This is a genomic window from Marinobacter koreensis (genome assembly GCF_023156285.1).
GTDB lineage: Bacteria > Pseudomonadota > Gammaproteobacteria > Pseudomonadales > Oleiphilaceae > Marinobacter > Marinobacter koreensis.
In genome coordinates this window covers 581,357-604,993 of record NZ_JAKZAJ010000002.1, presented here as the reverse complement: position 1 = coordinate 604,993, position 23,637 = coordinate 581,357, and the positions used below count along the sequence as shown (strand labels likewise).

The window sequence follows — 23,637 nt, the reverse complement described above, 5'->3', positions numbered from 1 at the left end:
GGCTACAGGATATCGGGGAAGGTCAGCTGGCCCCCGAAGACCGCGTCGGGATGGATGTCCACACACAGAACCTCATGCTGGTAAGCCGACGGCAGGGTTGTGGATAAGGTAACGGTGCGTCTGGCATCCGGCAGGCCGACATAGGGCCGTGAACAGGTAACCTGTTGCGGTCGTTCCCGGGCGTTGATGAAATATTCCCGGTGGGCCCAGCAGGCACCGGCGGATTCATACAGGGGGTTGAACCTTGCCCGTTGGAGGTCGGGATTCGCCCGGGCGAGGTTGCCCAGCTGGATGCCGTTCCGGTCCAGCACAAAACAGCGTTTGACCCCATCGAGCCGGAGCAGGCGTTGGCAGGCGGTGGCAAACGGTACCTCCCGGACGATCAGGTGGCAGGCTTCCAGAACTTCAAAACGCAGTAGCTGGAGATAGGTCTGGTGATCCTGGCTGTCCTTGAGCGACCATTCGCTGGACTGGGACACCACCGCTTTCAGCCGGGACTCGGTCTCCTTCGACGTAGTTTCGGATATCCCCCCTGGCCGGGCGAAGAGGAACCCCTGCAACAGGTCCGCCTCGGTGGACAGTGCAATGCGGGCCTGCTGCGGCGTCTCGATACCCTCCAGCAACACCAGACTGCCGCTTTCCCGGATCATATGCACCAGGCTCTCGAGCAGCAGCCGCGCCCGGTTGTTCTGCTCGGCGTTCACCAGCAGACTGCGATCGAGCTTCACGATCAGCGGGTTGATCCGCCAGAGACGTTCGAAATTCGAGTCACCCATGCCAAAATCGTCGATCGCGATCTGGAAACCCTGTTCCCGGGCCCTGTCGATGAAACGGAGCAGGGCTTCGGGATTTTCCGATGCGGTTTCCACCAGTTCCAGAACGATCCGGTCGGGGGGAATTCCGAAATCCCGACACTGGTCGGCCAGATGGTCCAGGGAGGTTTCCGGATGGGTGCATGAGTGCGGGTTGATGTTCAGGAACAGCCAGGCGGACTGATCCTCCGCCGGAAAATTACCCAGGTGGAGATTGAGAAGGTGCCGGTCCAGGGTTGCGGTCTGGTCCCTGTGGTGGGCCTGATCAAACAGTTCGGGCGGTGATACCGGTGTGCCGTCCCGTTGCCGGATCCGGACCAGGGCTTCGTAGCCCACCAGTTTCTGGTGCGTCGGGCTGAGTATGGGCTGGTAGACCGACTGGAAATCGTGGCTTTCGACAAGATCCGGCATGACGGCGGTTCGTCCGCGCCGGTCTTTACGCCGTGAGAGTCTGACGACACTGCTCATGGTCAGGAACCTGTAGGCTGTTGATGTTTGGCGAGCCGTCCTGGCCACACAAGTCAATTCATGGAACTCTATGCACAGGCGAATTCCGTGCCAGACAGTGACAAGGGCCCGCACTGGTGAGCCCGCGCAACGTTATCGGGATTGTCTGACCGCACACCTTGCACCGGAATGGTGCGAGTCGGACGAATGACTACCAAGGAATGCACCAGGACAGGAATACCCATGCCTCCCAACAATCAGTTTCGCTTGTTTGGTCAACGCCGGTTTCTGCCGTTCTACCTCACCCAGTTCTCGGGAGCGTTCAACGACAACCTCTACAAGAATGCCCTGCTGTTGCTGATTACCTACAGCGCGGGCAGCGTCATGGGGCTGTCGGTGAACCTGGTGGTCAATCTGGCGGCGTTCCTGTTCATTCTGCCGTTTTTCCTGTTCTCCGGAATCGCCGGCCAGATTGCGGATCGCTATGAAATGTCCCGGATTATCCGCCTGGTGAAACTGGCGGAGATCGGAATCATGGGCCTCGCAGCGATCGGCCTGTGGTTTGGCTGGTACGGCTGGCTGCTGTTTCTGCTGTTTCTGATGGGCACCCAGTCCACGTTCTTCGGCCCGGTCAAATACGCCATTCTTCCGAGGGTGCTGGCGGACGACGAATTGGTGGGTGGCAATGGCCTGGTCGGTATGGGCACGTTTGTCGCCATTCTGCTCGGGACCATCGCTGCCGGCCTGATCATGGGATTCGAGATGGCGGCGCAGGTGACGGCCATCGGAGTCATTGTCATGGCAATCCTGGGTTACCTGGCAGCATGCCAGGTGCCCTACACCGGCGAAGACAACCGGGAGCTCCGTGTCCGCTTCCGCCCAATGGCAGAAACCTGGCATCTGATGTTGGTTGCCTCGGAACGTCGGCCGGTATTGCTGGCCATACTGGCGATTTCCTGGTTCTGGTTTCTGGGCGCGGCCTACCTGACGCAGTTTCCGAACTTTGCCAAGACCAACCTGGCCGGCGATGAGACCGTCGTTACTCTGCTGCTGGCGCTTTTCACCATGGGGATCTCGATCGGTTCGGTACTTTGTGAGCGTCTGACGAGGCACCGGATCACCCTCGTGCCGGTGCCGTGGGGCGCACTGGGACTGACCCTGTTCGGCGTCGATGTGTTTTTTGCCGTGCCCGTGACGCCCGTGGCCTCGTCGTGGCAGACATTTTTCCTGGATGCGGACTATTTCAGGGTACTGGTGGACCTGGTGGGCATCGGCGTTTGCGGTGGCCTGTTTATCGTGCCGCTCTATGCCTTCATCCAGCACGAGACCCCGGCCCCGAAGCGGGCGCGGATCATTGCCGCGCTTAACGTGATCAATGCGCTGTTCATGGTCGCCAGCGCCCTGGCGGGAATGGTGGTGCTTGGTGGGCTGGGCCGGTCGATTCCCGAGTTCTTCCTGATCCTGTCTGTTACCAACGCTGCGGTACTGCTGGTGGTCTGGCGACTCCGGCGCCGATCCGGCGCTCATCCTGTGGACAAATAATGGAACAACCTTCGGATAAACTCTGAAACAATTACTAAATATCTAATAAAAACAATACTATAATGAGTTATAAGTGGTGTTTTTCGGGTCGTTTTTCCTGTGGAAAACTTTTTGAAAACTTTTCTGAGAAGATGCCGACAAGCAACTGAAAAACCGCAAATTTCGGATATTACTTACGCCCTCAAGCCGCTTTTGAGTCGGTTTTCAACAGCCGGGGCCGGGCCGGCCCTTTGAAGGCTTGCCGTATCTGGTTAAAATTTGCGCATTCCGACTGCAATTTGCCGGGTGAGGCGTTATACTCGCCTCCCTGTTTTTATCCCCCGATTTCCGAGGTGAAGAGTGGAGTTTCCGACCCGTTTCGATGTCATTGTCATTGGTGGTGGCCATGCCGGTACCGAGGCCGCGCTGGCGGCCGCGCGCATGGGTTCGCAAACCCTGCTGCTGACCCACAACATTGAGACCCTGGGACAGATGTCCTGCAATCCGGCGATCGGCGGGATCGGCAAGAGCCACCTGGTCAAGGAAATCGATGCACTGGGCGGCGCCATGGCCCGTGCTACCGACCGTGCGGGCATCCAGTTCCGCGTCCTCAACAGCCGCAAGGGGCCGGCCGTGCGGGCCACCCGTGCCCAGGCCGACCGGGTGCTGTACAAGGCGGCCATTCGTCACATGCTCGAGAACCAGCCGAACCTGACGCTGTTCCAGCAGGCGGCGGACGATCTGATTGTGGAAAACGATAGTGTGGTGGGTGTCGTGACCCAGACCGGTATCCGGTTCAATGCGCAGACCGTGGTCCTGACCACCGGGACCTTCCTGGGCGGCGTTATCCACATCGGCATGCAGCACCATTCCGGCGGCCGTGCCGGTGACGCACCGGCCAACGCGCTGGCCAAACGTCTGCGGGAATTGCCGTTCAATGTCGGGCGGCTGAAAACCGGGACCCCGCCGCGGATTGACGCCCGGTCCGTCGATTTTTCGGTGATGGACGAGCAATGGGGTGACAACCCGCTTCCGGTCATGTCCTTCATTGGCAACCGGGGAGAACATCCGGAGCAGATCTGCTGTTATGTCACCCGGACCACCGAGCAGACCCACGACATCATTCGCAGCGGCTTTGACCGCTCGCCGATGTTCGCCGGCAATATTGAAGGCGTCGGCCCCCGATACTGTCCGTCCATTGAAGACAAGGTGAACCGCTTTGCCGACAAGGACTCGCACCAGATTTTCGTGGAGCCCGAGGGCCTGACCACCAACGAACTCTACCCCAACGGTATTTCCACGAGCCTGCCATTCGATATCCAGCTGGCGGCCGTGCGCTCGATTCCGGGGTTCGAGAACGCCCACATCACACGCCCGGGCTACGCCATCGAATACGATTACCTGAACCCGCAGGACCTGCGCCACACCCTGGAAACCAAGTTTATCCAGGGCCTGTACTTTGCTGGCCAGATCAATGGCACCACCGGCTATGAAGAGGCGGGTGCCCAGGGCCTGCTGGCGGGCATCAACGCATCCCTGCGGGCCCAGGAAAAAGACGAATGGTATCCGCGCCGGGATGAAGCCTACCTCGGTGTTCTGGTGGACGACCTGATCACCATGGGCACCAACGAGCCGTACCGGATGTTTACCAGCCGCGCGGAATACCGGCTGATCCTGCGGGAAGACAACGCCGACCTGCGCCTCACCGAGACCGGTCGCAACCTCGGCCTGGTGGATGACGAGCGCTGGCAGAAGTTCAACGACAAGCGTGAAGGTATCGCCCGGGAACGCAGCCGGCTCGAATCCACCCGGATTCATCCCGACACCGAGGCGGGTGAGCGGGCCAATGGTTTTCTCAAGCAGCCCATGAACCGGGATCACTCCCTGGCGGAACTACTGCGCCGGCCGGAGATTGCCTACGACCAGATCGCTGACATCGGCGGCGAGCGGGCCGAGGATCCGAACGTGTCGGATCAGGTCGAAATCGAGATCAAGTATGAGGGCTACATCTCCCGTCAGGCGGACGAGATCGAACGCCTGCGCAAGAATGAGAACACGTCGCTTCCCATTGATCTGGATTACGATGTGATTGGTGGCCTGTCCAACGAGATCAAGCAGAAGCTCAAGGATGTCCGGCCCGAGACGGTCGCCCAGGCCTCACGGATTCAGGGCGTGACACCCGCCGCGGTAAGCCAGATTCTGGTGTACCTGAAGAAGCGGGACCTGCTGCGCAAGCAGAGTGCCTGATCTCCACCCATGAATCTTTCTCTCTGGCAGGGTCAGCTCCGTGACGGACTGGCCCGAATGCAGCTTTCTCTTACCGAGGGCCAGCAACAACAGTTGTTGGCCTTCCTGGCGTTGCTTAATAAATGGAACAAGGCGTATAACCTCACCGCGGTGCGGGACGAGCGTCAGATGGTGTCGCGGCAACTGCTCGATAGCCTGAGTATTCTCCCGTGGGTGACCACCGATCACCTGCTGGACGTGGGTGCCGGTGGCGGCCTGCCAGGCATTCCGCTGGCCATTGCGCTGCCGGAGACGAATTTCACGCTGCTTGACAGTAACGGCAAGAAAACCCGGTTCCTCAATCAGTGCGTGCTGGAACTGGGACTGGATAACGTGGACGTGATCCACGGCCGGGCCGAGGATTGCCAGCCGTCCGAACCCTTTGCCCAGATCAGCAGCCGGGCGTTCACCGCGCTGGAAAACCTGGTCACCTGGTGCGGTCCCTTGCTGGCAACTGAGGGAGAGTTCCTTGCCATGAAAGGTCAGTTTCCGGATGATGAGGTGGCTGCCCTTCCGGCCGGTTGGCAGGTAAAATCCAGCCATTCACTGGAGGTACCCGGGGCCGATGGCGAGCGACATTTGCTGCTCGTGGCCCGGGCCGAGCATTCCCGGTAATCCGCAACAGGAGGTAAAACATGGCGCGCGTGATTGCAGTGACCAATCAGAAAGGCGGTGTGGGCAAGACCACCACCTGCGTCAATCTGGCTGCCTCCCTGTCTGCCACCAAACGCCGGGTGTTGCTGGTGGATATGGATCCCCAGGGCAATGCCACCATGGGCAGCGGCGTGGACAAGAATGCCCTGGAACTCTCCGGCTACGACGTGCTGACCAAGCGGGCGGAAGTCGCGGATGTCGCCATTACTGTGGACACAGCGGGTTTTGACCTGATGCCCGGCAATGGCGATCTGACCGCCGCCGAGGTGGAGCTGATGAACGAGATCGGCCGGGAACACCGTTTACGTCTGGCCTTGAACAAGGTCCGGGACAATTACGACTACATCCTGATCGACTGCCCGCCCTCGCTGAACCTGTTGACCGTCAATGCGCTTTCCGCGGCCGATTCCGTACTGATTCCCATGCAGTGCGAATACTACGCACTGGAGGGGCTGGCCGCCCTGATGAACACCGTTGAACAGATCCAGGAGACGGTGAATCCCGATCTCCAGATCGAAGGCCTGCTTCGTACCATGTACGATCCCCGGAACAGTCTGACCCTCGATGTGTCAGCGCAGCTGGCGGAGTATTTTGGCGACAAGGTCTACCGTGCGGTGATTCCCCGTAACGTCCGTCTGGCCGAGGCGCCGAGTTACGGGCTGCCGGCGCTCAAATACGATCGTGCCTCCAAGGGTGCCGTGGCCTACCTGGCACTGGCCGGCGAAATGGTGCGTCGCCATGGCACAAAAAAGACATCCGCGCCGGTTGCGGTGTAACATAGGCCGCCTTCGGAACAGCATCGATAACGATTTCAACGGGAAGAATGACAGACACCATGGCGGCGAAGAAACGAGGACTGGGTGAACGCGGGCTGGGCGCCCTGCTTCAGGGCTCCAGGGTGAACCTGAACCAGGAAGTGAAGGATCACGACGGTGAACTTCGCGACGTTCCCATTGATCTGATCCAGCGTGGCCGCTACCAGCCACGCCGGGATATGGATCCCGCCGCGCTCCAGGAGCTGGCCGACTCGATCCGTCAGCAGGGGGTCATGCAGCCGGTCGTCGTCCGCCCGATTGATGAAGGGCGCTACGAGCTGATCGCGGGCGAGCGTCGGTGGCGTGCTTCCCAGATGGCGGAACTCGACCACATTCCCGCCATCATCCGCGACGTTCCGGACGATGCCGCCATTGCCATGGCGCTGATCGAGAACATCCAGCGGGAAAACCTCAATCCTATTGAAGAAGCCTTTGCGCTCCAGCGTCTGCAGGACGAATTCGGCCTGACCCAGGCCCAGGTGGCCGAAGCCGTCGGCAAGTCCCGCACCACCATCACCAACCTGCTGCGCCTGATCGGCCTGACGGAAGACGTCCGGCTGATGCTGGAACACGGTGATCTGGAAATGGGCCACGGTCGGGCCATGCTCACCTTGCCGCCGGAATTGCAGATGCAGGTCGCTCGCCAGGTGGTGGGTAAATCGCTCTCGGTTCGTCAGACCGAAGCGCTGGTCCGCCGGCTCCAGCAGGAAACCCCCAAAAAGTCGAATAACCGTTCCCAGGACACCGATCCGAACATCCGTCGCCTGCAGGACGATCTGGCCGAGCGGCTTGGCGCCCGCGTTGCCATCAGCCATGGCGCGAAGGGCAAGGGAAAGCTGGTGATTGAATACAGCAGTCTCGACGAACTCGATGGCATTCTGGGCCATATCAAGTAAGCGGATTTTTCGTGTTCGATTAACAACAGTTCATATTGAACCTGCCTCACTTAACACATATAATCCCGCCCCGTTGACATGAAAGCCAGAAAGTGGCCGGCAACCCGACAGGTGGCCAGGACGATGCAGATTTCACGCAGAAAACCGGGACAGAAAACGGACAGAATGCGTCCCCCGGTTCATCGCCTGATCCTGGTGCAATTGGGGGTGACCCTGGCCATGGCCATCGCAGGGTATCTGATGGCCGGATTGGTTATGGCTTATTCGGCGTTACTGGGAGGGCTGACTTACACCCTGCCCAACGCCTTGTTCACACAACAGGTTTTTCGCTATCGGCCGGCTCGGGCGATAGGCAGTATTGTAAAAGCGTTTTATCGGGGTGAGGTTGTCAAGTTAGTGCTCACGGCTCTTTGTTTCGCGGCCGTTTTTAAGTGGGCAGATCCCCTGGACGCCAGGATGTTCTTCATCACGTTCATCCTGGTGTTGCTGACGAATTCATTGGCCCCGGCGCTTTGGGGGTCTAAATCTTTGAAACTTAGGGCTTGAGAGACTGACATGGCAGGAGAAAGCGAGACCTTAACTGCGGGCAGTTATATCGATCACCACCTCACGAACCTGACGTTTGGGCAGCTGCCGGCCGGCACCCGTCCTGGTCAGGATCAGGCGGTGTGGACGTTGGCACAGAATGGCCACGAAGCCAGCCAGATGGGCTTCATGGCGATTCACGTGGACATGATGGGATGGTCCCTTCTGCTGGGGCTGATCTTCTTCGTGATGTTCCGGAAAGTCGCGAAGAACATGACCTCTGATACGCCCAGCGGATTCCAGAACTTTGTCGAGATGGTCGTGGATTTTGTCCAGGATAACGTCAAAGGCATGTTCCCCTACAAGAATCCCCTCATCGCCCCTATGGCCCTGACCATTCTGGTCTGGGTGTTCCTGATGAACTTCATGGACCTCATTGCGGTCGATTTGCTGCCGGCGGCAGCCGCCGTGGTTGGCGAGCACGTTTTCGGGATGGACCCGCATCACGTTTACTTCAAGGTGGTCCCGTCGACCGATCCCAACATCACCCTCGGTATGGCGTTCGACGTCTTCCTGCTGATCCTGTTCTTCAGCATCCGGGAGAAAGGTTTCGGCGGCTTCGTGGGTGAGCTGACGAAGCACCCGTTCAGCCACAAGAACCCGGTGGTTCAGACGCTGTTCATTCCGATCAACTTTGTTCTCGAGTTCGTAAACCTGATTGCCAAGCCGGTTTCCCTCGGGCTGCGGCTTTTCGGCAACATGTATGCGGGTGAAATGATCTTTATTCTGATTGCCCTGATGTATAGTGCCGGACCGGCGCTGGGCATCTTTGGCGGTGGTCTGCAGATAGTCTGGGCGTTGTTCCACATCCTGATTATTTCTCTGCAGGCGTTCATTTTCATGGTTCTTACCATCGTCTATATGGCACAGTCGTTCGAGACTGGTGAGAGCCACTAAAATCGTTCTACATCCATTTACCAACTAACCCAAGCTAAACCATTAAGTAGGAGATAAGACAGTGAGTGAAGCACAAGCTCTGATCATATTGGCAAGCGGTATCCTGATGGGTCTGGCAGCCGTTGGCGCCGCGATCGGTGTAGGTATCCTCGGTTCCAAGTTCCTGGAAGGCGGTGCCCGTCAGCCGGAACTGATCCCGATGCTGCGTACCCAGTTCTTCGTTGTAATGGGTCTTGTTGACGCGGTACCGATGATCGGCGTTGGTCTGGGGCTCTACATCCTGTTCGTTGTTGCAGGCTAAGCACCGAAATTGACCACCTAATTCATTCCATTTAGTGGAGAAGCGGTGTGAGTTTTAACCTTACATTTATCGGCCAAATGATCGCGTTTGCCGTATTTGTATGGCTTACCATGCGGTACGTGTGGACTCCGATCACCAAGGCTATGGAAGACCGGCAGAAGAAGATTGCCGATGGCCTGAGCGCGGCTGACCGCGCGAATCGTGATCTGGAGCTGGCGCAGGAAAAAGCGTCACAGGAACTGCGTGAAGCCAAACAAAAAGCGGCCGAGATCATTGAGCAAGCCAACAAGCGTTCAGCCCGACTGATCGACGAAGCCAAAGAGAATGCCCGCGAAGAAGGCGAGCGTATTCTGGTTCAGGCTCGTGGCGAGATTGAACGGGAGCAGAATCGTGCGAAGGAAGCCCTGCGCGCGGAACTGGCCTCGTTGGTCGTCATCGGTGCAGAAAAGATCCTGGAAACTTCTGTCGACGCCAAAGCTCACAGCGAGATGCTGGACAAGCTGTCTGCGCAACTGTAAACGAGGTTTGACATGGCAGAGTTGATAACGCTAGCCCGGCCTTACGCCAACGCCGCCTTCGCGGTTGCGCAGGACTCCGGAACACTCGACGAGTGGTCCGAGATGCTTGCGTTCGCCAGTGCGGTGGCAAGCGATCCCCAGGCAAAAGCTCTGGTGATGCATCCAACACTTCCGGACGAGCAAAAAGCGTCGGCATTCGCCGATTTCTGCGAGGGTAAATTGTCAGAGCAGGGACGCAATTTCATTGCGTTGCTGGCTGAGAACAAGCGATTGCCCCTCTTGCCGGAAATCAATGCCTTGTTCGAAGGATTGCGGGCTCAGTTGGAGAGTTCTGTGAATGTTGAGATGGCTTCTCCGTTCGATGTATCGAGCGACGAAGACGCCAAATTGGTGGAAGCACTCTCCCGCAAGTTGGGCCGTAAAGTGAACCTGTCTACCACTACCGATAAGTCGCTGATTGGTGGAGTTGTGATTCGCGCGGGCGACGTCGTCATCGACGCCTCGGTTCGGGGCAAGCTTGAAAAGCTGGCGGAAGCGATAGGTTCCTGATTGCAGATAACGGTTTGAGGATAAAGGCATGCAGCAACTGAATCCATCCGAGATCAGTGACATCATCAAGAAGAGAATCGAGAAACTCGATATTTCTTCTCAAGCACGTAACGAAGGCACCATCCTGTCGGTTTCCGACGGTATCGTGCTGATCCATGGTCTCGCCGACGTCATGTACGGTGAGATGATTGAATTCGACAACGGCATTTTCGGCATGGCGCTCAACCTTGAGCGTGACTCCGTAGGTGCGGTTGTTCTGGGTGACTATGAAGGTCTGGCGGAAGGCCAGAAGGTCCGTTGTACCGGCCGGATCCTGGAAGTTCCCGTGGGCGAGAAACTGCTCGGCCGCGTTGTGGACGCACTGGGTAACCCGATCGACGGTAACGGCGATCTGGACACCGACCTGACTGCTCCGATCGAAAAAGTGGCGCCGGGCGTTATCGCTCGTCAGTCCGTTGATCAGCCGGTTCAGACCGGTCTGAAGGCCATCGACACCATGGTGCCGATCGGTCGTGGTCAGCGGGAGCTGATCATCGGTGACCGCCAGATCGGTAAGACCGCGGTTGCGATCGACGCGATCATCAACCAGAAAGACAGCGGCATCAAGTGTATCTACGTTGCTGTCGGTCAGAAGCAGTCTTCCATTGCCGCCGTTGTGCGCAAGCTGGAAGAGCACGGCGCCATGGACCACACCATCGTGGTTGCGGCGGGTGCTGCCGATCCGGCGGCCATGCAGTTCCTGGCGCCGTACGCCGGTACTTCCATGGGTGAATACTTCCGGGATCGCGGCGAAGACGCCCTGATCGTATTCGACGACCTGTCCAAGCAGGCCGTTGCGTATCGTCAGATCTCCCTGCTGCTGCGTCGTCCGCCGGGCCGTGAAGCCTATCCGGGTGACGTGTTCTACCTGCACTCCCGTCTGCTGGAGCGTGCCTCCCGCGTGAACGCCGAGTATGTAGAGCAGCTGACCAACGGCGAAGTCAAAGGTAAGACGGGTTCCCTGACGGCTCTGCCGATCATCGAAACCCAGGCCGGCGACGTGTCTGCGTTCGTACCGACCAACGTGATCTCCATCACCGACGGTCAGATCTTCCTGGAGACCAACCTGTTCAACTCCGGTATTCGTCCGGCGATGAACGCGGGTATCTCGGTTTCCCGGGTAGGTGGTTCGGCCCAGACCAAGATCATGAAGAAGCTGGGTGGCGGTATCCGTCTCGCCCTGGCTCAGTACCGTGAACTGGCGGCGTTCGCCCAGTTTGCGTCTGACCTGGACGACGCGACCCGTAAGCAGCTTGAGCATGGCCAGCGCGTTACCGAACTGATGAAGCAGAACCAGTACAGCCCGATGTCTGTGGCTGAAATGGGTACGGTTCTGTACGCAGCAAACGAAGGTTTCCTGGACGACGTTGATGTAGAAAAGGTGGTGTCTTTCGAAGCCGCCCTGCTGGACTGGATGCGCACTGAACAGAGTGAGCTCCTGGCCAAGATCAACGAGAAAGGCGATTACAACGACGAAATCGCCGCAGGCCTGAAAGCTGCAATTGAGAAATTCAAGACCACTCAGACCTGGTAAACACAGATTGCCCGCCCCTCCGGCGGGCTCTGTTGGTTTCGGGCTCGAGTGTCTAACTTGAAAAGGCAGTGAGTTATGGCCGTCGGAAAAGAAATACGTAATCAGATCTCCAGCATCAAGAGCACGCAGAAGATCACCAGCGCCATGGAAATGGTGGCGGCGAGTAAGATGCGTAAGGCTCAGGAGCGTATGCAGGCAACTCGCCCGTATGCGGAAAAGATGCAGCAGGTGATCAGGCACATTGCCAAGGCCAACGCCGAGTACGCCCATCCATTCATGGACGAGCGTGAGGCCAATCGTGTCGGTTACATCGTGGTTTCATCTGATCGTGGGCTCTGTGGTGGTCTGAACATCAACGTGTTCAAGGCACTGGTTCGCGATATGAAACAGTGGAAGGACAAGGGCGTCGAGGCTGATCTTTGTGCGATCGGTCAAAAAGGCGCTGTTTTCTTCCGCAACTACGGTGGCAACGTCATCTCTGCGTTGACGCACCTGGGCGATTCGCCCAGTGCCGATCAGCTGATCGGTACCGTCAAGGTGATGCTGGACGCGTTTCAGGAAGGCAAGATTGACCGCTTGTACCTGGTGAGCAACGAGTTTGTGAACACCATGACACAGACGCCTTCGGTAAGTCAGCTTTTGCCGCTGCCGAAGGAAGAAGAGAGCGGTGAAGACGTCAACAAAAGCCAGTGGGATTACATCTACGAGCCGGATGCCCGGCCGATTCTCGATGGCCTCCTGATACGTTACATCGAATCTCAGGTGTATCAGGGCGTGGTGGAAAACCTGGCCTGCGAGCAGGCCGCTCGGATGATTGCCATGAAGAGTGCGACCGACAACGCCGGCAACATCATTGACGAGCTTCAGTTGGCCTACAACAAGGCACGTCAGGCAGCCATCACCCAAGAGATTTCAGAGATCGTGAGCGGCGCGACCGCAGTTTAAGGCGGCCACGATCCAACTGGTTTTATTGACTTTCAATATAACGAGGAACCGAGCATGAGTAGCGGACAAATCGTTCAGATCATTGGCGCGGTTATCGACGTGGAATTTCCACGTGACTCCGTACCCAAGGTATATGACGCACTGCTGCTTGAAGGTGGCGAAACAACCCTGGAAGTCCAGCAGCAGCTGGGTGACGGTATTGTTCGTACCATCGCAATGGGCAGCACAGAGGGCCTCAAGCGTGGCCTGACAGCAGAAAACACCGGCAAGCCGATCTCCGTACCCGTGGGTACTCAGACCCTGGGCCGGATCATGGACGTTCTGGGTCGTCCCATCGACGAGCAGGGCGACATCGGCGAGGAAGAGCGCTGGGCCATCCACCGGAAGGCACCGGGCTACGCCGACCAGTCGGCTTCCGCCGACCTCCTGGAAACCGGCATCAAGGTTATCGACCTGATCTGCCCGTTCGCCAAGGGTGGTAAGGTTGGCCTGTTCGGCGGCGCCGGCGTGGGCAAGACCGTAAACATGATGGAGCTGATCAACAACATCGCGAAAGAGCACTCCGGTCTCTCCGTATTCGCGGGTGTTGGTGAGCGGACCCGGGAAGGTAACGACTTCTACTACGAAATGAAGGACTCCAACGTCCTTGATAAAGTAGCGATGGTCTACGGCCAGATGAACGAGCCTCCCGGAAACCGTCTGCGTGTGGCACTGACCGGCCTGACCATGGCCGAGAAGTTCCGTGACGAAGGTCGTGACGTACTGTTGTTCGTTGACAACATCTACCGTTACACCCTGGCCGGTACCGAGGTATCTGCACTGCTGGGCCGTATGCCTTCTGCGGTAGGTTACCAGCCGACTCTGGCGGAAGAGATGGGTCAGCTCCAGGAGCGGATCACGTCTACCAAAGACGGTTCCATCACCTCCATCCAGGCGGTCTACGTACCGGCGGATGACTTGACCGACCCGTCTCCGGCAACCACCTTCTCGCACCTGGATGCGACCGTGGTTCTGAGCCGTGACATCGCCTCCAAGGGTATCTACCCGGCGATCGACCCGCTGGACTCCACCTCCCGTCAGCTGGATCCGCTGGTCATCGGTCACGAGCACTATGAAGTGGCTCGCGGCGTACAGACCAACCTGCAGCGTTACAAGGAACTCAAGGACATCATCGCGATCCTGGGTATGGACGAGCTGTCTGAAGACGACAAGCTGACCGTTGCCCGTGCCCGGAAGATCGAGCGTTTCCTGTCCCAGCCGTTCCACGTTGCCGAGGTCTTCACCGGAGCGCCCGGCAAGTACGTACCGCTGAAGGAAACCATCAGCAGCTTCAAGGGCATCCTGAACGGCGACTACGATGACCTGCCCGAGCAGGCCTTCTACATGGTCGGCAGCATCGAGGAGGCGGTCGAGAAAGCGAAGGAAATGAAGGGCAAGGGCGAGTAATCTGACCCGAGTACCTAGTTTCCGGATCGATCAAAGAGGCGACTGACGTGAGTATGACCGTACATTGTGACGTAGTAAGTGCCGAAACAAAGATCTATTCCGGATTGGTTGAAATGCTGATTGCAGCGGGTTCGGACGGTGACCTGGGTATTGCCCCGGGTCACGCGCCCCTGCTCACCGCACTGAAGCCTGGTCCTGTTCGGATTATCAAGCAGGGTGGTGAAGAAGAGATTCTTTACGTATCCGGCGGATATCTGGAAGTCCAGCCCAATCTGGTGACTTTGCTGGCAGACACAGCCGTTCGTGCCAAGGATGTTGACGAGGCTGCTGCCCTTGAAGCCCAGAAACAGGCGGAAAAGGCGCTTGCCAACAAGACCGGTGAATTCGAGTATTCCCGTGCAGCTACAGAGTTGGCGGAAGCTGTTGCGCAGCTTCGTACCATTCAGCAGCTGCGGAACAAGATGCGTTAAACCATCTCGTTTCGGGTTTGCCGAACACCAAAGCCGCATCCTGAGCGGCTGGAACCCCGACGCCCGGCGTCGGAACTCCGGCCCCGAAGGTTGCGGTTTTTTTTGACATCATGAACAGACCGGGAGCCTGAAGTGTCCATGAGCCCGTTACACGTTGTGATCCTGGCCGCCGGCCAGGGCTCGAGAATGAAATCCGCCCTGCCCAAGGTCCTGCATCCGGTTGCCGGAAAGCCAATGCTGCACCACGTTATTGACACGGCAAAGCAGCTCGGGGCGGAGCAAATTCACACCGTGATCGGTCATGGCGCGGAATGGGTTCGTGAGTCCCTGGACGATGCCTCGGTCACTTGGGTGCTGCAGGAAGAACAGCTGGGTACCGGCCACGCCGTTGCCCAGGCGCTACCCGGACTGCCGGACGACGCCCGGGTTCTGGTTCTGTACGGCGATGTGCCCCTGATCGGTGCCGCAACCCTGGAAGCGATGGTGAGCGGTCTCGATGACCAGACGCTGGCGCTGTTGACCGTAGACCTCGATAACCCCCACGGCTATGGCCGGATTGTCCGGGACGGTGATGGTAACGTCCGTGCGATCGTGGAACAGAAAGATGCCAGCGCCGACCAGCAGGCCATCCATGAGGTGAATACCGGCATTCTCGCCGTGTCCGCAAAGCACCTGAAAAGCTGGCTGCCCACACTTTCGAACCGCAATGCCCAGGGGGAATATTATCTGACCGATATTATTGCCCTGGCGGTGGAACAGGGCATGGGTGTGACGGTTTCCCAGCCGCTCACCGCCTTCGAAGTACAGGGCGTCAACAACCGTCTGCAATTGGCCGAACTGGAACGCTGGTACCAGCGCCAGCAGGCTGAACGCCTGATGACAGAAGGCGCCAGCCTGGCCGACCCCGCCCGGGTGGATGTGCGCGGTGAACTGACCATCGGCAACGATTTGTGGATCGATGTGAACGTGGTGTTTGAGGGCCGGGTGCACCTGGGCAGCAATGTGACCATCGGCCCGGGCTGTGTCATCAAGGACTCGAGCATCGCCGATGGCACCGAGATCAAGGCAAACAGCGTGATCGAAGGCGCAGTGATCGGTAACAACGCCCAGATTGGGCCGTTTGCGCGCCTGCGCCCGGGTACGGAACTGGCGGCCAATACCAAGGTGGGCAACTTCGTTGAAACCAAGAAGGCCGTCGTAGGCGAGGGCAGCAAGATCAATCACCTCAGCTACGTCGGCGATGCCTCACTGGGTCGTAATGTGAATGTGGGTGCAGGCACCATCACCTGCAATTATGATGGGGTAAATAAATACCGCACCGTGCTTGGGGATGGCGTCTTTGTCGGCTCCAATACGGCTCTGGTGGCGCCGGTCACAGTCGCGGCCGAGGCCACCATTGGAGCCGGTTCCACCATTACCCGGGATGTGGCGGATCATGAACTGGCGGTGGCCCGGGGACGGCAGCGCAATATTGCCGGCTGGGAAAAACCGAAAAAAGCCTAAACGAACGATTAACGAGCAGGTGACAGCAACATGTGTGGGATTGTAGGAGCGGTATCTGAACGGGACGTCCAGGGCATTCTTCTGGAGGGCCTGCGCCGCCTCGAGTACCGTGGATACGACTCCGCCGGCATGGCCGTGATCGACGGCAAGCACCTTGTCCAGCGTGCACGGGAAGTGGGCAAGGTTGCCGCGTTGTCCGATGCCATCGACAGCAATCCCCTCAGTGGTCACCTCGGCATTGCCCACACCCGGTGGGCGACGCACGGCGAGCCTTCACAGGTGAACGCTCATCCCCACATGTCCGGCGAGCGTCTGGCCATCGTTCACAACGGCATCATCGAGAATTATCAGGAACTCCGGGAGGAGCTCCGGGCCGACGGCTTTGAATTTTCCTCACAAACCGATACCGAAGTGGTCGCCCACCTGATTGAAAAGAACTACCGTGATCTCGGCCGGCTTTACGACGCGGTGAAGGCGGCGATTGCCCGTTTGCGCGGTGCCTATGCCCTGGCCGTCGTACATGCCGACGAACCGGACCACCTGGTCGTCTGTCGCGAGGGGAGCCCTCTGGTTGTGGGCGTAGGTATCGGTGAGAACTTCATCGCCTCGGATCAACTGGCACTGCTGCCGGTCACCGACCGCTTCATGTTCCTCGAAGAAGGCGACATTGCCGATATTCGCAAGGACGGCGTATCCGTCCATGACCGAGAAGGCACACCGGTCGAGCGCAAGGTGGCGCGCTTCGAGCACGGCACGGACTCTGCCGAAAAGGGCGAGTACCGCCATTTCATGCTCAAGGAAATCTACGAGCAGCCAAAGGTGATCAAGGCCACCATGGAAGGTCGCTTGACCGATTCCCGTGTGTTGGAACAGGCCCTGGGCACCGATGCCGCCAACCTGCTGGAGAACGTCCGCCACGTCCAGATCATTGCCTGCGGCACCTCCTACCACGCCGGTATGGTCGCCCGTTACTGGATCGAGGAACTGGCCGGCGTGCCCTGCTCTGTGGAGGTGGCATCGGAGTTCCGCTACCGCAAGCATGTGATCCAGCCCGATACCCTGTTCCTGTGTATCTCCCAGTCCGGGGAGACCGCCGATACGCTCGCCGCGCTGCGCCAGGCCAAACAGGCCGGCTTCCGGGCGGCACTGGCCATCTGTAACGTTCCGGGCAGTTCCCTGGTCCGGGAATCGGATCTGGTGATCATGACCCAGGCGGGGCCTGAAATCGGGGTGGCTTCCACCAAGGCGTTTACCACCCAGCTGACCGCATTGCTGATCTTCACCCTGGCACTGGCCCGCCACAACGGCCTTGATGCGGCCCGGGAAGCCGATATCGTCGGCGCTATCCATCAGTTACCCGGCCAGGTCAGCGACGTGCTGGCCCTGGATAACGACATTGCCGAGATGGCCAGGGCATTCATGGACAAGAACCACAGCCTGTTCCTGGGCCGGGGCTCCCAGTTCCCGGTCGCCCTGGAGGGTGCCCTGAAACTCAAGGAAATTTCCTACATCCACGCGGAAGCCTATCCGGCCGGTGAACTCAAGCACGGACCTCTGGCGCTGGTGGATGGGGAAATGCCCGTCGTTACGGTAGCGCCCAACAACGACCTGGTAGAGAAGCTCAAATCGAATCTCGAAGAGGTCCGGGCGCGCGGCGGCGAGCTGTTCGTCTTCGCCGACAAAGCCGCAAAGGTCCGGCCGGAAGAGAGTGTCCATGTGCTCTCGTTGCCCTCGGTGCACGAGATTACCGCGCCCATTGTCTATACGGTGCCGTTGCAGCTATTGTCCTACCATGTGGCGGTATTGAAAGGCACGGATGTGGACCAGCCCAGGAATCTGGCGAAGAGCGTCACTGTCGAATAGGTTGAGGCTGCCGCTCCGGGCGAGCGCGACTTATCGTCTTGATACCGCTGGTCTATCCGGGAATTCAGAGAGACCAATGGTGACAATATGGCTCAAAGCGACACCGCGACTGACCGGTCGTTTCCGGATGCTACTCTCGGCGACCTGCTTCAGGGACTGGATCAGCGTCATTGGAGTGCGGCCCAGATACTGGACGCTTGCCTGAGCGCCGCTGACCGCCGGGATGAACCGGCTCATCAGGCCTATACGAAAAGGTTTGATGAGACGGCCAGAGCCGAGGCCGAGGCCGTGGACACCCTCCGCCAGGCAAAGGTACCCGTTGGCGAACTGGCCGGTTTACCGATTGCGATCAAGGCGCTGTTCGACGTGCAGGGCGAAGTCACCCATTCCGGTTCCCGATGGTGGTCCGAGACTGCGTCGACCGACGCCCTGATTGTCTCCCGGCTCAGAAGAGCCGGTGCGGTCATTACCGGACACACCAACATGACCGAGTTTGCCTACTCCGGCCTCGGTCTCAACCCCCATTACGGAACGCCCCTCAGCCCCCTTGCCCCGGACCGTATCGCCGGTGGCTCCTCCTCAGGTTCGGCGGTTGCCGTGGCGGCGGGAATGGCGGCCGGAGCGATCGGGTCCGATACCGGGGGCTCGGTCCGGATTCCGGCAGCCTTCTGTGGCCTGGTGGGATTCAAACCCTCCCAATATCGAATTCCCCGCCAGGGCACCTTTCCGCTCTCTGACAGTTACGATTCCATCGGGCCGATCGCCCGGAGCGTCGACTGCTGTGCGCGTCTTGATGCCGTACTGGCGGGCACACCCTTTCCGCCGCCACGACGGCCGGACCTGGAGGGCCTCCGCTTTGTGGTTCCCGGGAACTATATGCTGGATGAGTTATCTCCCGCCGTGGGTAACGCCTTCGAGCGAAGCCTGAAGCGCTTGAGGGACGCCGGCGCTACTGTGATCGAGGCGCAGGTTCCGGTGCTTGATCGTCTGCCGGAGCTGTTGGCCGGTGGCGGACTCACCGCGGCCGAGGCGTATTTTCGACACCGCCACTGGTTGGCGGAACACGGCGATCAGTACGATCCCCGGGTAAAATCCCGGATGGAGCGGGGAGCCCTGATCAGTGCCGCGGATTATCAGGCGCTGTTGCATCTCCGTGCTGAAAGTATGTCCCGGGCGGACGCCTTCCTGTCAGATTATGACGGTCTGCTGGCACCGACCGTCCCGATCGAACCACCCCTGTTGAGTGATCTCTCGGACGACAAGGTATACGGTCGCACCAATTTGCTGGTGTTGCGCAATCCAACCGTTGCGAACGTCCTGGACCTCTGTGCCATAACGTTGCCCAATCACACCGGTGACGAGCTGCCCAGTGGCCTGATGCTGATTGGCCGTAATGGACTCGATCGCCAGATCCTGGCATCCGCATCTGCCATCGAAAAAGTACTGTCTAGCGATTAGCCGATTTTCAGGAGACCGACAATGAACAGGCTACTGATCAACGCCGACATGGGAGAGAGCTTCGGGCCCTGGGTCATGGGGCTCGATGAGCACGTGATGCCCTATGTCGATCTCGCCAACGTAGCCTGCGGCTTCCATGCCTCCGATCCCCACGTTATCCGCCGGACCGTCCGGCTGGCGATCGAACATGGCGTCAAGGTGGGTGCGCATCCTGCGTATCCGGATCTGGTGGGGTTCGGACGCCGTTCCATTGCCTGTTCGCCCGACGAGGTGGAAGACCTTGTGCTCTACCAGATCGGCGCCCTGGCGGGGATCTGCCAGGCCGAAGGCACACGCCTGCATTACGTCAAACCCCATGGCGCGCTCTACAACGACATGACGAAGGATCCCGAACTGTTCGAGGCCGTGGTCCGCGCAATCCGGGACTTTGACGATACCTTGCCGCTGATGACCATGGCCGCCCGGGACAACCGCATGGAGAAGGAGATCGCCGATCGGCTGGGAGTGTCGCTCTGGTTCGAGGCCTTTGCCGACCGGGCCTACGATAGTGAAGGGCGTCTGGTCTCCCGAAAGATGGCCGGAGCGGTGCATCACGACACCGATGTGATCATCGATCAGGCCGTTCGTATTGCCAAACGGGAGCCGCTGACCGCCGTCGACGGCAGCGACCTGGTACTGGAGGCGGACACCCTGTGTGTCCACGGCGACAACGACGAATCCATTGCGGCGGTCAAGGCGATCCGCCAGGCCATACGGGCGCTGGAGACCGAGCGATGAGTGATAAGTTGCCGCGTCTGGAGCCGGCCGGCCTGGACGGCTGGATCGTCCGGTTGTTCAACGACATTGACGAAGCCAACCTGTCCTGGCTGGCAGCGCTGGCGAACCGGTGCCGGACGGCGTTTGGCGACGCACTCGTGGATATCGTGCCCTCGTACACCACTCTGTTGATCACGTTTGATCCGCTTAGCCTGTCTCCTGCCGAGGCGCGTGACCGGCTGATGGTGTTGCTGGACGATCTGGAACCGGATACGTCCGGGGTGGCCGGGGGGCAGGTGCACGAACTGCCGACCTGGTACGACCCCAGCGTCGGGCCGGACCTTGAACGGGTTGCCGGGCAGACCGGCCTGACCATCGAAGAGGTCATCCAGGTGCACAGCGGCAAGAGCTATCGCGTCTTTGCCCTGGGCTTTGCACCCGGCTTTGCGTTTATGGGCCTGACGGATCCCGGGCTGGATTGCCCCCGCCTGGACACACCACGGCAGCGGGTGCCGGTTGGCAGTGTCGCCATTGCTGCCCGTCAGACCGCAGCCTACCCGGCGGCGACACCCGGGGGCTGGAATCTGCTGGGTCGTACCTGTGCACGCCTGTTTGATCGTCAGCGTGAGGATCTGAGCCTGCTCAAGGTGGGGGACGAAGTCCGCTTTGTTCCGGTCAGCCGCGAGGAATTCGAGCGACAGGGGGGCGACATCACGCCCCTGGAGGAGCGCCCATGACTGACACGGCGATTGGTGTCCGGGTACTGCGGGCCGGGCCCTTGGCCCTGCTTCAGGATGCGGGCCGGTTTGGGGTGCGTCATCTGGGCGTGACCCAGGGCGGGCCTGCAGACCTCTACTCCTGGGCCTGGGCCAACGCGCTGGCTGGAAATCGCTGGGGCGCGGCGTCACTGGAGGTCACCGTGGGTGGCCTGGAACTGGTCGCCGAGAAAGACCTGGCCTTCGCCATTGCCGGTGCCGACCTTGGCGCCACCCTGGATCAACGGCCTGTGCCGTTATGGGAACGGGTGGTCTGGAAAGAGGGCCAGGTCCTGCGCTTTGCGTCGCCGGTCAGCGGCTTGCGCGCCTATCTGTCCGTGCGAGGTGGTTTCGCCGCCGAACCGGTCATGGGGAGCGTCGCCTGCGTGATGCGCGAACAACTTGGCGGGTTTGACGGCCTGGGCAGCAAGCTCCAGACCGGGGACCAGCTCACCGTCCACCCGGCCGGGCCTTCGAACAACACCGCGACCCAACAGGCGCCGTCCGGTGTTCGCCCGGATTTCAGTCTCGAACCGGTATTGTCGCTGTTGCCCGGTGCGCAAATCGCCGAATTCTCAGGGCAAAGCCTCTACGACGCATTCAACGCCCGCTGGAAGGTGGATGAGCGGGCGGACCGGATGGGCGTTCGGCTCACGGGGCCCCGGCTCGACTGCCGTGTCCGGTCGCTGATATCGGAAGGCATTAATCTGGGCAGCGTCCAGGTGCCGCCCGACGGACAGCCGATTGCCCTGTTGAATGACCGCCAGACCATCGGGGGCTATCCACGACTGGGCGCACTGACGCCCTTGTCGGCGTCCCGTCTGGCCCAATGCAAACCAGGGCAGGAAGTGCGCCTCAAGGCGACCGGATCGGGGGCGGCGCTTCAGGAGTATCGGGCCTTCCGGGCCCGAATCGAGGATTGGGTCTGAAACAGGGAGGGCTTAATCGGCCGGTTGTTGTTCCGTCTCAACCGACAGCTCAACACCCGTCAGATCGTGCTGCAGTTTCTTCAGCAGGTGCAGCAGACTCACGCTGTCGTCGAAGCTCATGCTTTCCAGCGCCTGGCGGTAGAATTCGGTGATCGTGTCCTGCAGGCGGTTCCAATAGGCGCGGCCCGGTTCGGTCAGCACCACCAGGCGGGCGCGACGATCCTGCGGGTCGGGCACGCGCACCACGTGGCCGTCCCGCTCCATCCGTTTGAGCACGCCGTCGAGGTTTTGCCGGCTGACAAACAGGTACTCCTTCAACTGGTTGAAGGAGGTACCCTGTTCGAACCCCTCCCGCGACAGGGCACCCAGTACCGCCCACTGCACCGCGCTGATGCCCATCTCGTTCTGGACCTGCCGCTGCAGGATGTTGCCGGTCTGGAACAGCCGGAAAAACAGCCGGTTGGGAATGCCGCCGGATTCGTTAACGATCATCTGTGCTCCTGTCAGGGAAGATACTCCCGCGCGATGATGTTCTTCATGATCTGCGCGGTGCCATCGCCAATCTGCAGGCCAAGGACGTCCCGCAGGCGTTGGGCAAAGGGCAGGTCCTCGCCCCAGCCGGTGTGGCCATGGGCCAGCAGGCACTGTTTTACCACATCGAAAGCCAGTTTGGGGCCCCACCACTTGTTCATGGCGGCTTCGGCGTTATGGGGAAGGCCGTTGTCCTTGAGCCAGAGCGCATGGTAGCACTGCATGCGGGCGGCATGAACGTAGGTCTGGTATTCCGCCAACGGGTGGGTCAGGCCCTGGAAGGCTGAAAGGTGCTGGCCAAAGGCGGTGCGCTGGGTCAGCCACTGCCAGGTTTCATCCAGGGACTGCTGGGCCACGGCCAGGCATTGCAGGCCGATCAGCGCGCGGCTGTAGTCGAATCCCTGCATCACCTGTTTGAAACCTTTGCCCTCGTCGCCCAGGCGGTGGCTTTCCGGCACTTCCACGTTATCGAAGAAAATCGAGCCCCGGCCGATGGCGCGTTGTCCGTTGTCTTCGAACCGGGAGGTGGTGATGCCCGGGGAATCCATGGGCACCAGGAAGGCACTGATGCCGGAGGCGCGCTGCTCCACCGTCCCCGTGCGGGCGAAGACGACCGCCACGTCCGCCTGATCGGCCATGGAGATGGAGGTCTTTTCGCCATTAAGCACATAGACGTCGCCTTTTTTCTGCGCCTTCAGACGCAGGTTGGCGGCGTCGGAGCCTCCGTGGGGCTCGGTCAGGGCGATGCAGGCCAGCTTCTGGCCCGAGGTCATGGCGCGCAGCCATTCCTCTGCCAGGTCCGGTGCGGCATGGCTGGCAATGATCTGGCCGTTCAGGGACGTCAGCAGGGGAATGTAGCCGACGTTGAAATCGCCTTTGGAGATTTCCTCGATGATCAGGCCGCTGGTGACGCAGTCCATGCCGCTGCCACCAAAATCTTCGGGCAGTTCGCCGCCGAGCAGCCCCATCTCTCCGAGTTGCCGGATCACATCCTTTTCAATGACTCCGGCCTGGTCCCGCTTGCGATAGCCCGGAGCCAGCACGTCGGTGCTGAAACGGGCCACCATCTCGCGAATGGCGTTCTGTTCTTCGTTGAATCCAAAATTCATGGTGTTCTCCGGGCTATC

23 protein-coding genes are annotated in these 23,637 nt (G+C 59.8%); 20 read left to right on the top strand and 3 right to left on the bottom strand.

The window, feature by feature from the left end:
• Positions 1–2: 2 nt before the first annotated feature.
• Positions 3–1,280 (bottom strand): EAL domain-containing protein, encoded by a 1,278-nt coding sequence (locus tag MLD04_RS07855; RefSeq protein ID WP_248156600.1) that lies wholly within the window; start codon positions 1,278–1,280, stop codon positions 3–5.
• 222 nt (positions 1,281–1,502) lie between these two features.
• On the opposite strand from MLD04_RS07855, the gene MLD04_RS07850 reads away from it, so the two are divergent.
• The 20 genes from MLD04_RS07850 (at position 1,503) to MLD04_RS07755 (ending at position 21,979) form a co-directional block, all read left to right on the top strand.
• A complete protein-coding gene (locus MLD04_RS07850) occupies positions 1,503–2,801 on the top strand; it encodes an MFS transporter (protein ID WP_248156599.1) in 1,299 nt (432 codons plus the stop codon).
• 339 nt (positions 2,802–3,140) lie between these two features.
• A complete protein-coding gene (gene mnmG / locus MLD04_RS07845; RefSeq protein ID WP_248156597.1) occupies positions 3,141–5,027 on the top strand; it encodes a tRNA uridine-5-carboxymethylaminomethyl(34) synthesis enzyme MnmG in 1,887 nt (628 codons plus the stop codon).
• A gap of 9 nt (positions 5,028–5,036) precedes the next feature.
• Positions 5,037–5,681: a 16S rRNA (guanine(527)-N(7))-methyltransferase RsmG gene (gene rsmG, locus MLD04_RS07840; RefSeq protein ID WP_248156595.1), complete on the top strand. Its 645-nt coding sequence runs from the start codon at positions 5,037–5,039 to the stop codon at positions 5,679–5,681.
• A 20-nt stretch (positions 5,682–5,701) separates the two neighbouring features.
• A complete protein-coding gene (locus MLD04_RS07835) occupies positions 5,702–6,496 on the top strand; it encodes a ParA family protein (RefSeq protein WP_248156586.1) in 795 nt (264 codons plus the stop codon).
• 59 nt (positions 6,497–6,555) lie between these two features.
• Positions 6,556–7,431, top strand: a complete 876-nt coding sequence (locus tag MLD04_RS07830; protein ID WP_248156585.1) for a ParB/RepB/Spo0J family partition protein — start codon at positions 6,556–6,558, stop codon at positions 7,429–7,431.
• A gap of 123 nt (positions 7,432–7,554) precedes the next feature.
• The gene (locus MLD04_RS07825) at positions 7,555–7,977 is read left to right on the top strand and encodes a F0F1 ATP synthase subunit I (RefSeq protein WP_248156572.1); all 423 of its coding nucleotides are present in this window, start codon (positions 7,555–7,557) and stop codon (positions 7,975–7,977) included.
• A 9-nt stretch (positions 7,978–7,986) separates the two neighbouring features.
• A complete protein-coding gene (atpB, locus tag MLD04_RS07820) occupies positions 7,987–8,913 on the top strand; it encodes a F0F1 ATP synthase subunit A (protein WP_248156564.1) in 927 nt (308 codons plus the stop codon).
• 61 nt (positions 8,914–8,974) lie between these two features.
• Positions 8,975–9,214 (top strand): F0F1 ATP synthase subunit C, encoded by a 240-nt coding sequence (gene atpE, locus MLD04_RS07815; protein ID WP_008940031.1) that lies wholly within the window; start codon positions 8,975–8,977, stop codon positions 9,212–9,214.
• Positions 9,215–9,261: 47 nt separating this feature from the next.
• On the top strand, positions 9,262–9,732 hold the full coding sequence (locus tag MLD04_RS07810) for a F0F1 ATP synthase subunit B (RefSeq protein ID WP_248156562.1): 471 nt from the start codon (positions 9,262–9,264) through the stop codon (positions 9,730–9,732).
• A gap of 12 nt (positions 9,733–9,744) precedes the next feature.
• Positions 9,745–10,281, top strand: a complete 537-nt coding sequence (locus MLD04_RS07805) for a F0F1 ATP synthase subunit delta (protein WP_248156560.1) — start codon at positions 9,745–9,747, stop codon at positions 10,279–10,281.
• A gap of 28 nt (positions 10,282–10,309) precedes the next feature.
• The gene (gene atpA / locus MLD04_RS07800) at positions 10,310–11,854 is read left to right on the top strand and encodes a F0F1 ATP synthase subunit alpha (RefSeq protein WP_248156558.1); all 1,545 of its coding nucleotides are present in this window, start codon (positions 10,310–10,312) and stop codon (positions 11,852–11,854) included.
• 75 nt (positions 11,855–11,929) lie between these two features.
• Positions 11,930–12,799, top strand: coding sequence for a F0F1 ATP synthase subunit gamma (atpG, locus tag MLD04_RS07795; RefSeq protein ID WP_248156556.1), 870 nt, complete (start codon positions 11,930–11,932; stop codon positions 12,797–12,799).
• Between the two features lie 54 nt (positions 12,800–12,853).
• The gene (gene atpD, locus MLD04_RS07790) at positions 12,854–14,245 is read left to right on the top strand and encodes a F0F1 ATP synthase subunit beta (RefSeq protein WP_248156554.1); all 1,392 of its coding nucleotides are present in this window, start codon (positions 12,854–12,856) and stop codon (positions 14,243–14,245) included.
• Positions 14,246–14,292: 47 nt separating this feature from the next.
• On the top strand, positions 14,293–14,715 hold the full coding sequence (locus MLD04_RS07785) for a F0F1 ATP synthase subunit epsilon (RefSeq protein ID WP_008940025.1): 423 nt from the start codon (positions 14,293–14,295) through the stop codon (positions 14,713–14,715).
• A gap of 138 nt (positions 14,716–14,853) precedes the next feature.
• Positions 14,854–16,218: a bifunctional UDP-N-acetylglucosamine diphosphorylase/glucosamine-1-phosphate N-acetyltransferase GlmU gene (gene glmU / locus MLD04_RS07780; RefSeq protein WP_248156552.1), complete on the top strand. Its 1,365-nt coding sequence runs from the start codon at positions 14,854–14,856 to the stop codon at positions 16,216–16,218.
• A 30-nt stretch (positions 16,219–16,248) separates the two neighbouring features.
• The gene (gene glmS, locus MLD04_RS07775) at positions 16,249–18,081 is read left to right on the top strand and encodes a glutamine--fructose-6-phosphate transaminase (isomerizing) (protein WP_248156550.1); all 1,833 of its coding nucleotides are present in this window, start codon (positions 16,249–16,251) and stop codon (positions 18,079–18,081) included.
• An 87-nt stretch (positions 18,082–18,168) separates the two neighbouring features.
• On the top strand, positions 18,169–19,539 hold the full coding sequence (locus MLD04_RS07770; protein ID WP_248156543.1) for an amidase: 1,371 nt from the start codon (positions 18,169–18,171) through the stop codon (positions 19,537–19,539).
• A gap of 21 nt (positions 19,540–19,560) precedes the next feature.
• On the top strand, positions 19,561–20,316 hold the full coding sequence (locus MLD04_RS07765; RefSeq protein WP_248156541.1) for a 5-oxoprolinase subunit PxpA: 756 nt from the start codon (positions 19,561–19,563) through the stop codon (positions 20,314–20,316).
• A complete protein-coding gene (locus MLD04_RS07760) occupies positions 20,313–21,032 on the top strand; it encodes a 5-oxoprolinase subunit B family protein (protein WP_248156539.1) in 720 nt (239 codons plus the stop codon). Before MLD04_RS07765 ends, MLD04_RS07760 begins: the two co-directional genes overlap by 4 nt.
• Entirely contained in the window at positions 21,029–21,979 is a 951-nt protein-coding gene (locus MLD04_RS07755) for a 5-oxoprolinase subunit C family protein (protein WP_248156537.1), read from the top strand. Before MLD04_RS07760 ends, MLD04_RS07755 begins: the two co-directional genes overlap by 4 nt.
• 12 nt (positions 21,980–21,991) lie before the next feature.
• Here MLD04_RS07755 and MLD04_RS07750 read toward each other — a convergent pair whose 3' ends face one another.
• On the bottom strand, positions 21,992–22,471 hold the full coding sequence (locus tag MLD04_RS07750; RefSeq protein WP_248156535.1) for a MarR family winged helix-turn-helix transcriptional regulator: 480 nt from the start codon (positions 22,469–22,471) through the stop codon (positions 21,992–21,994).
• Between the two features lie 11 nt (positions 22,472–22,482).
• The gene (gene aliB, locus MLD04_RS07745; protein ID WP_248156533.1) at positions 22,483–23,619 is read right to left on the bottom strand and encodes a cyclohexanecarboxyl-CoA dehydrogenase; all 1,137 of its coding nucleotides are present in this window, start codon (positions 23,617–23,619) and stop codon (positions 22,483–22,485) included.
• Positions 23,620–23,637: the final 18 nt, after the last annotated feature.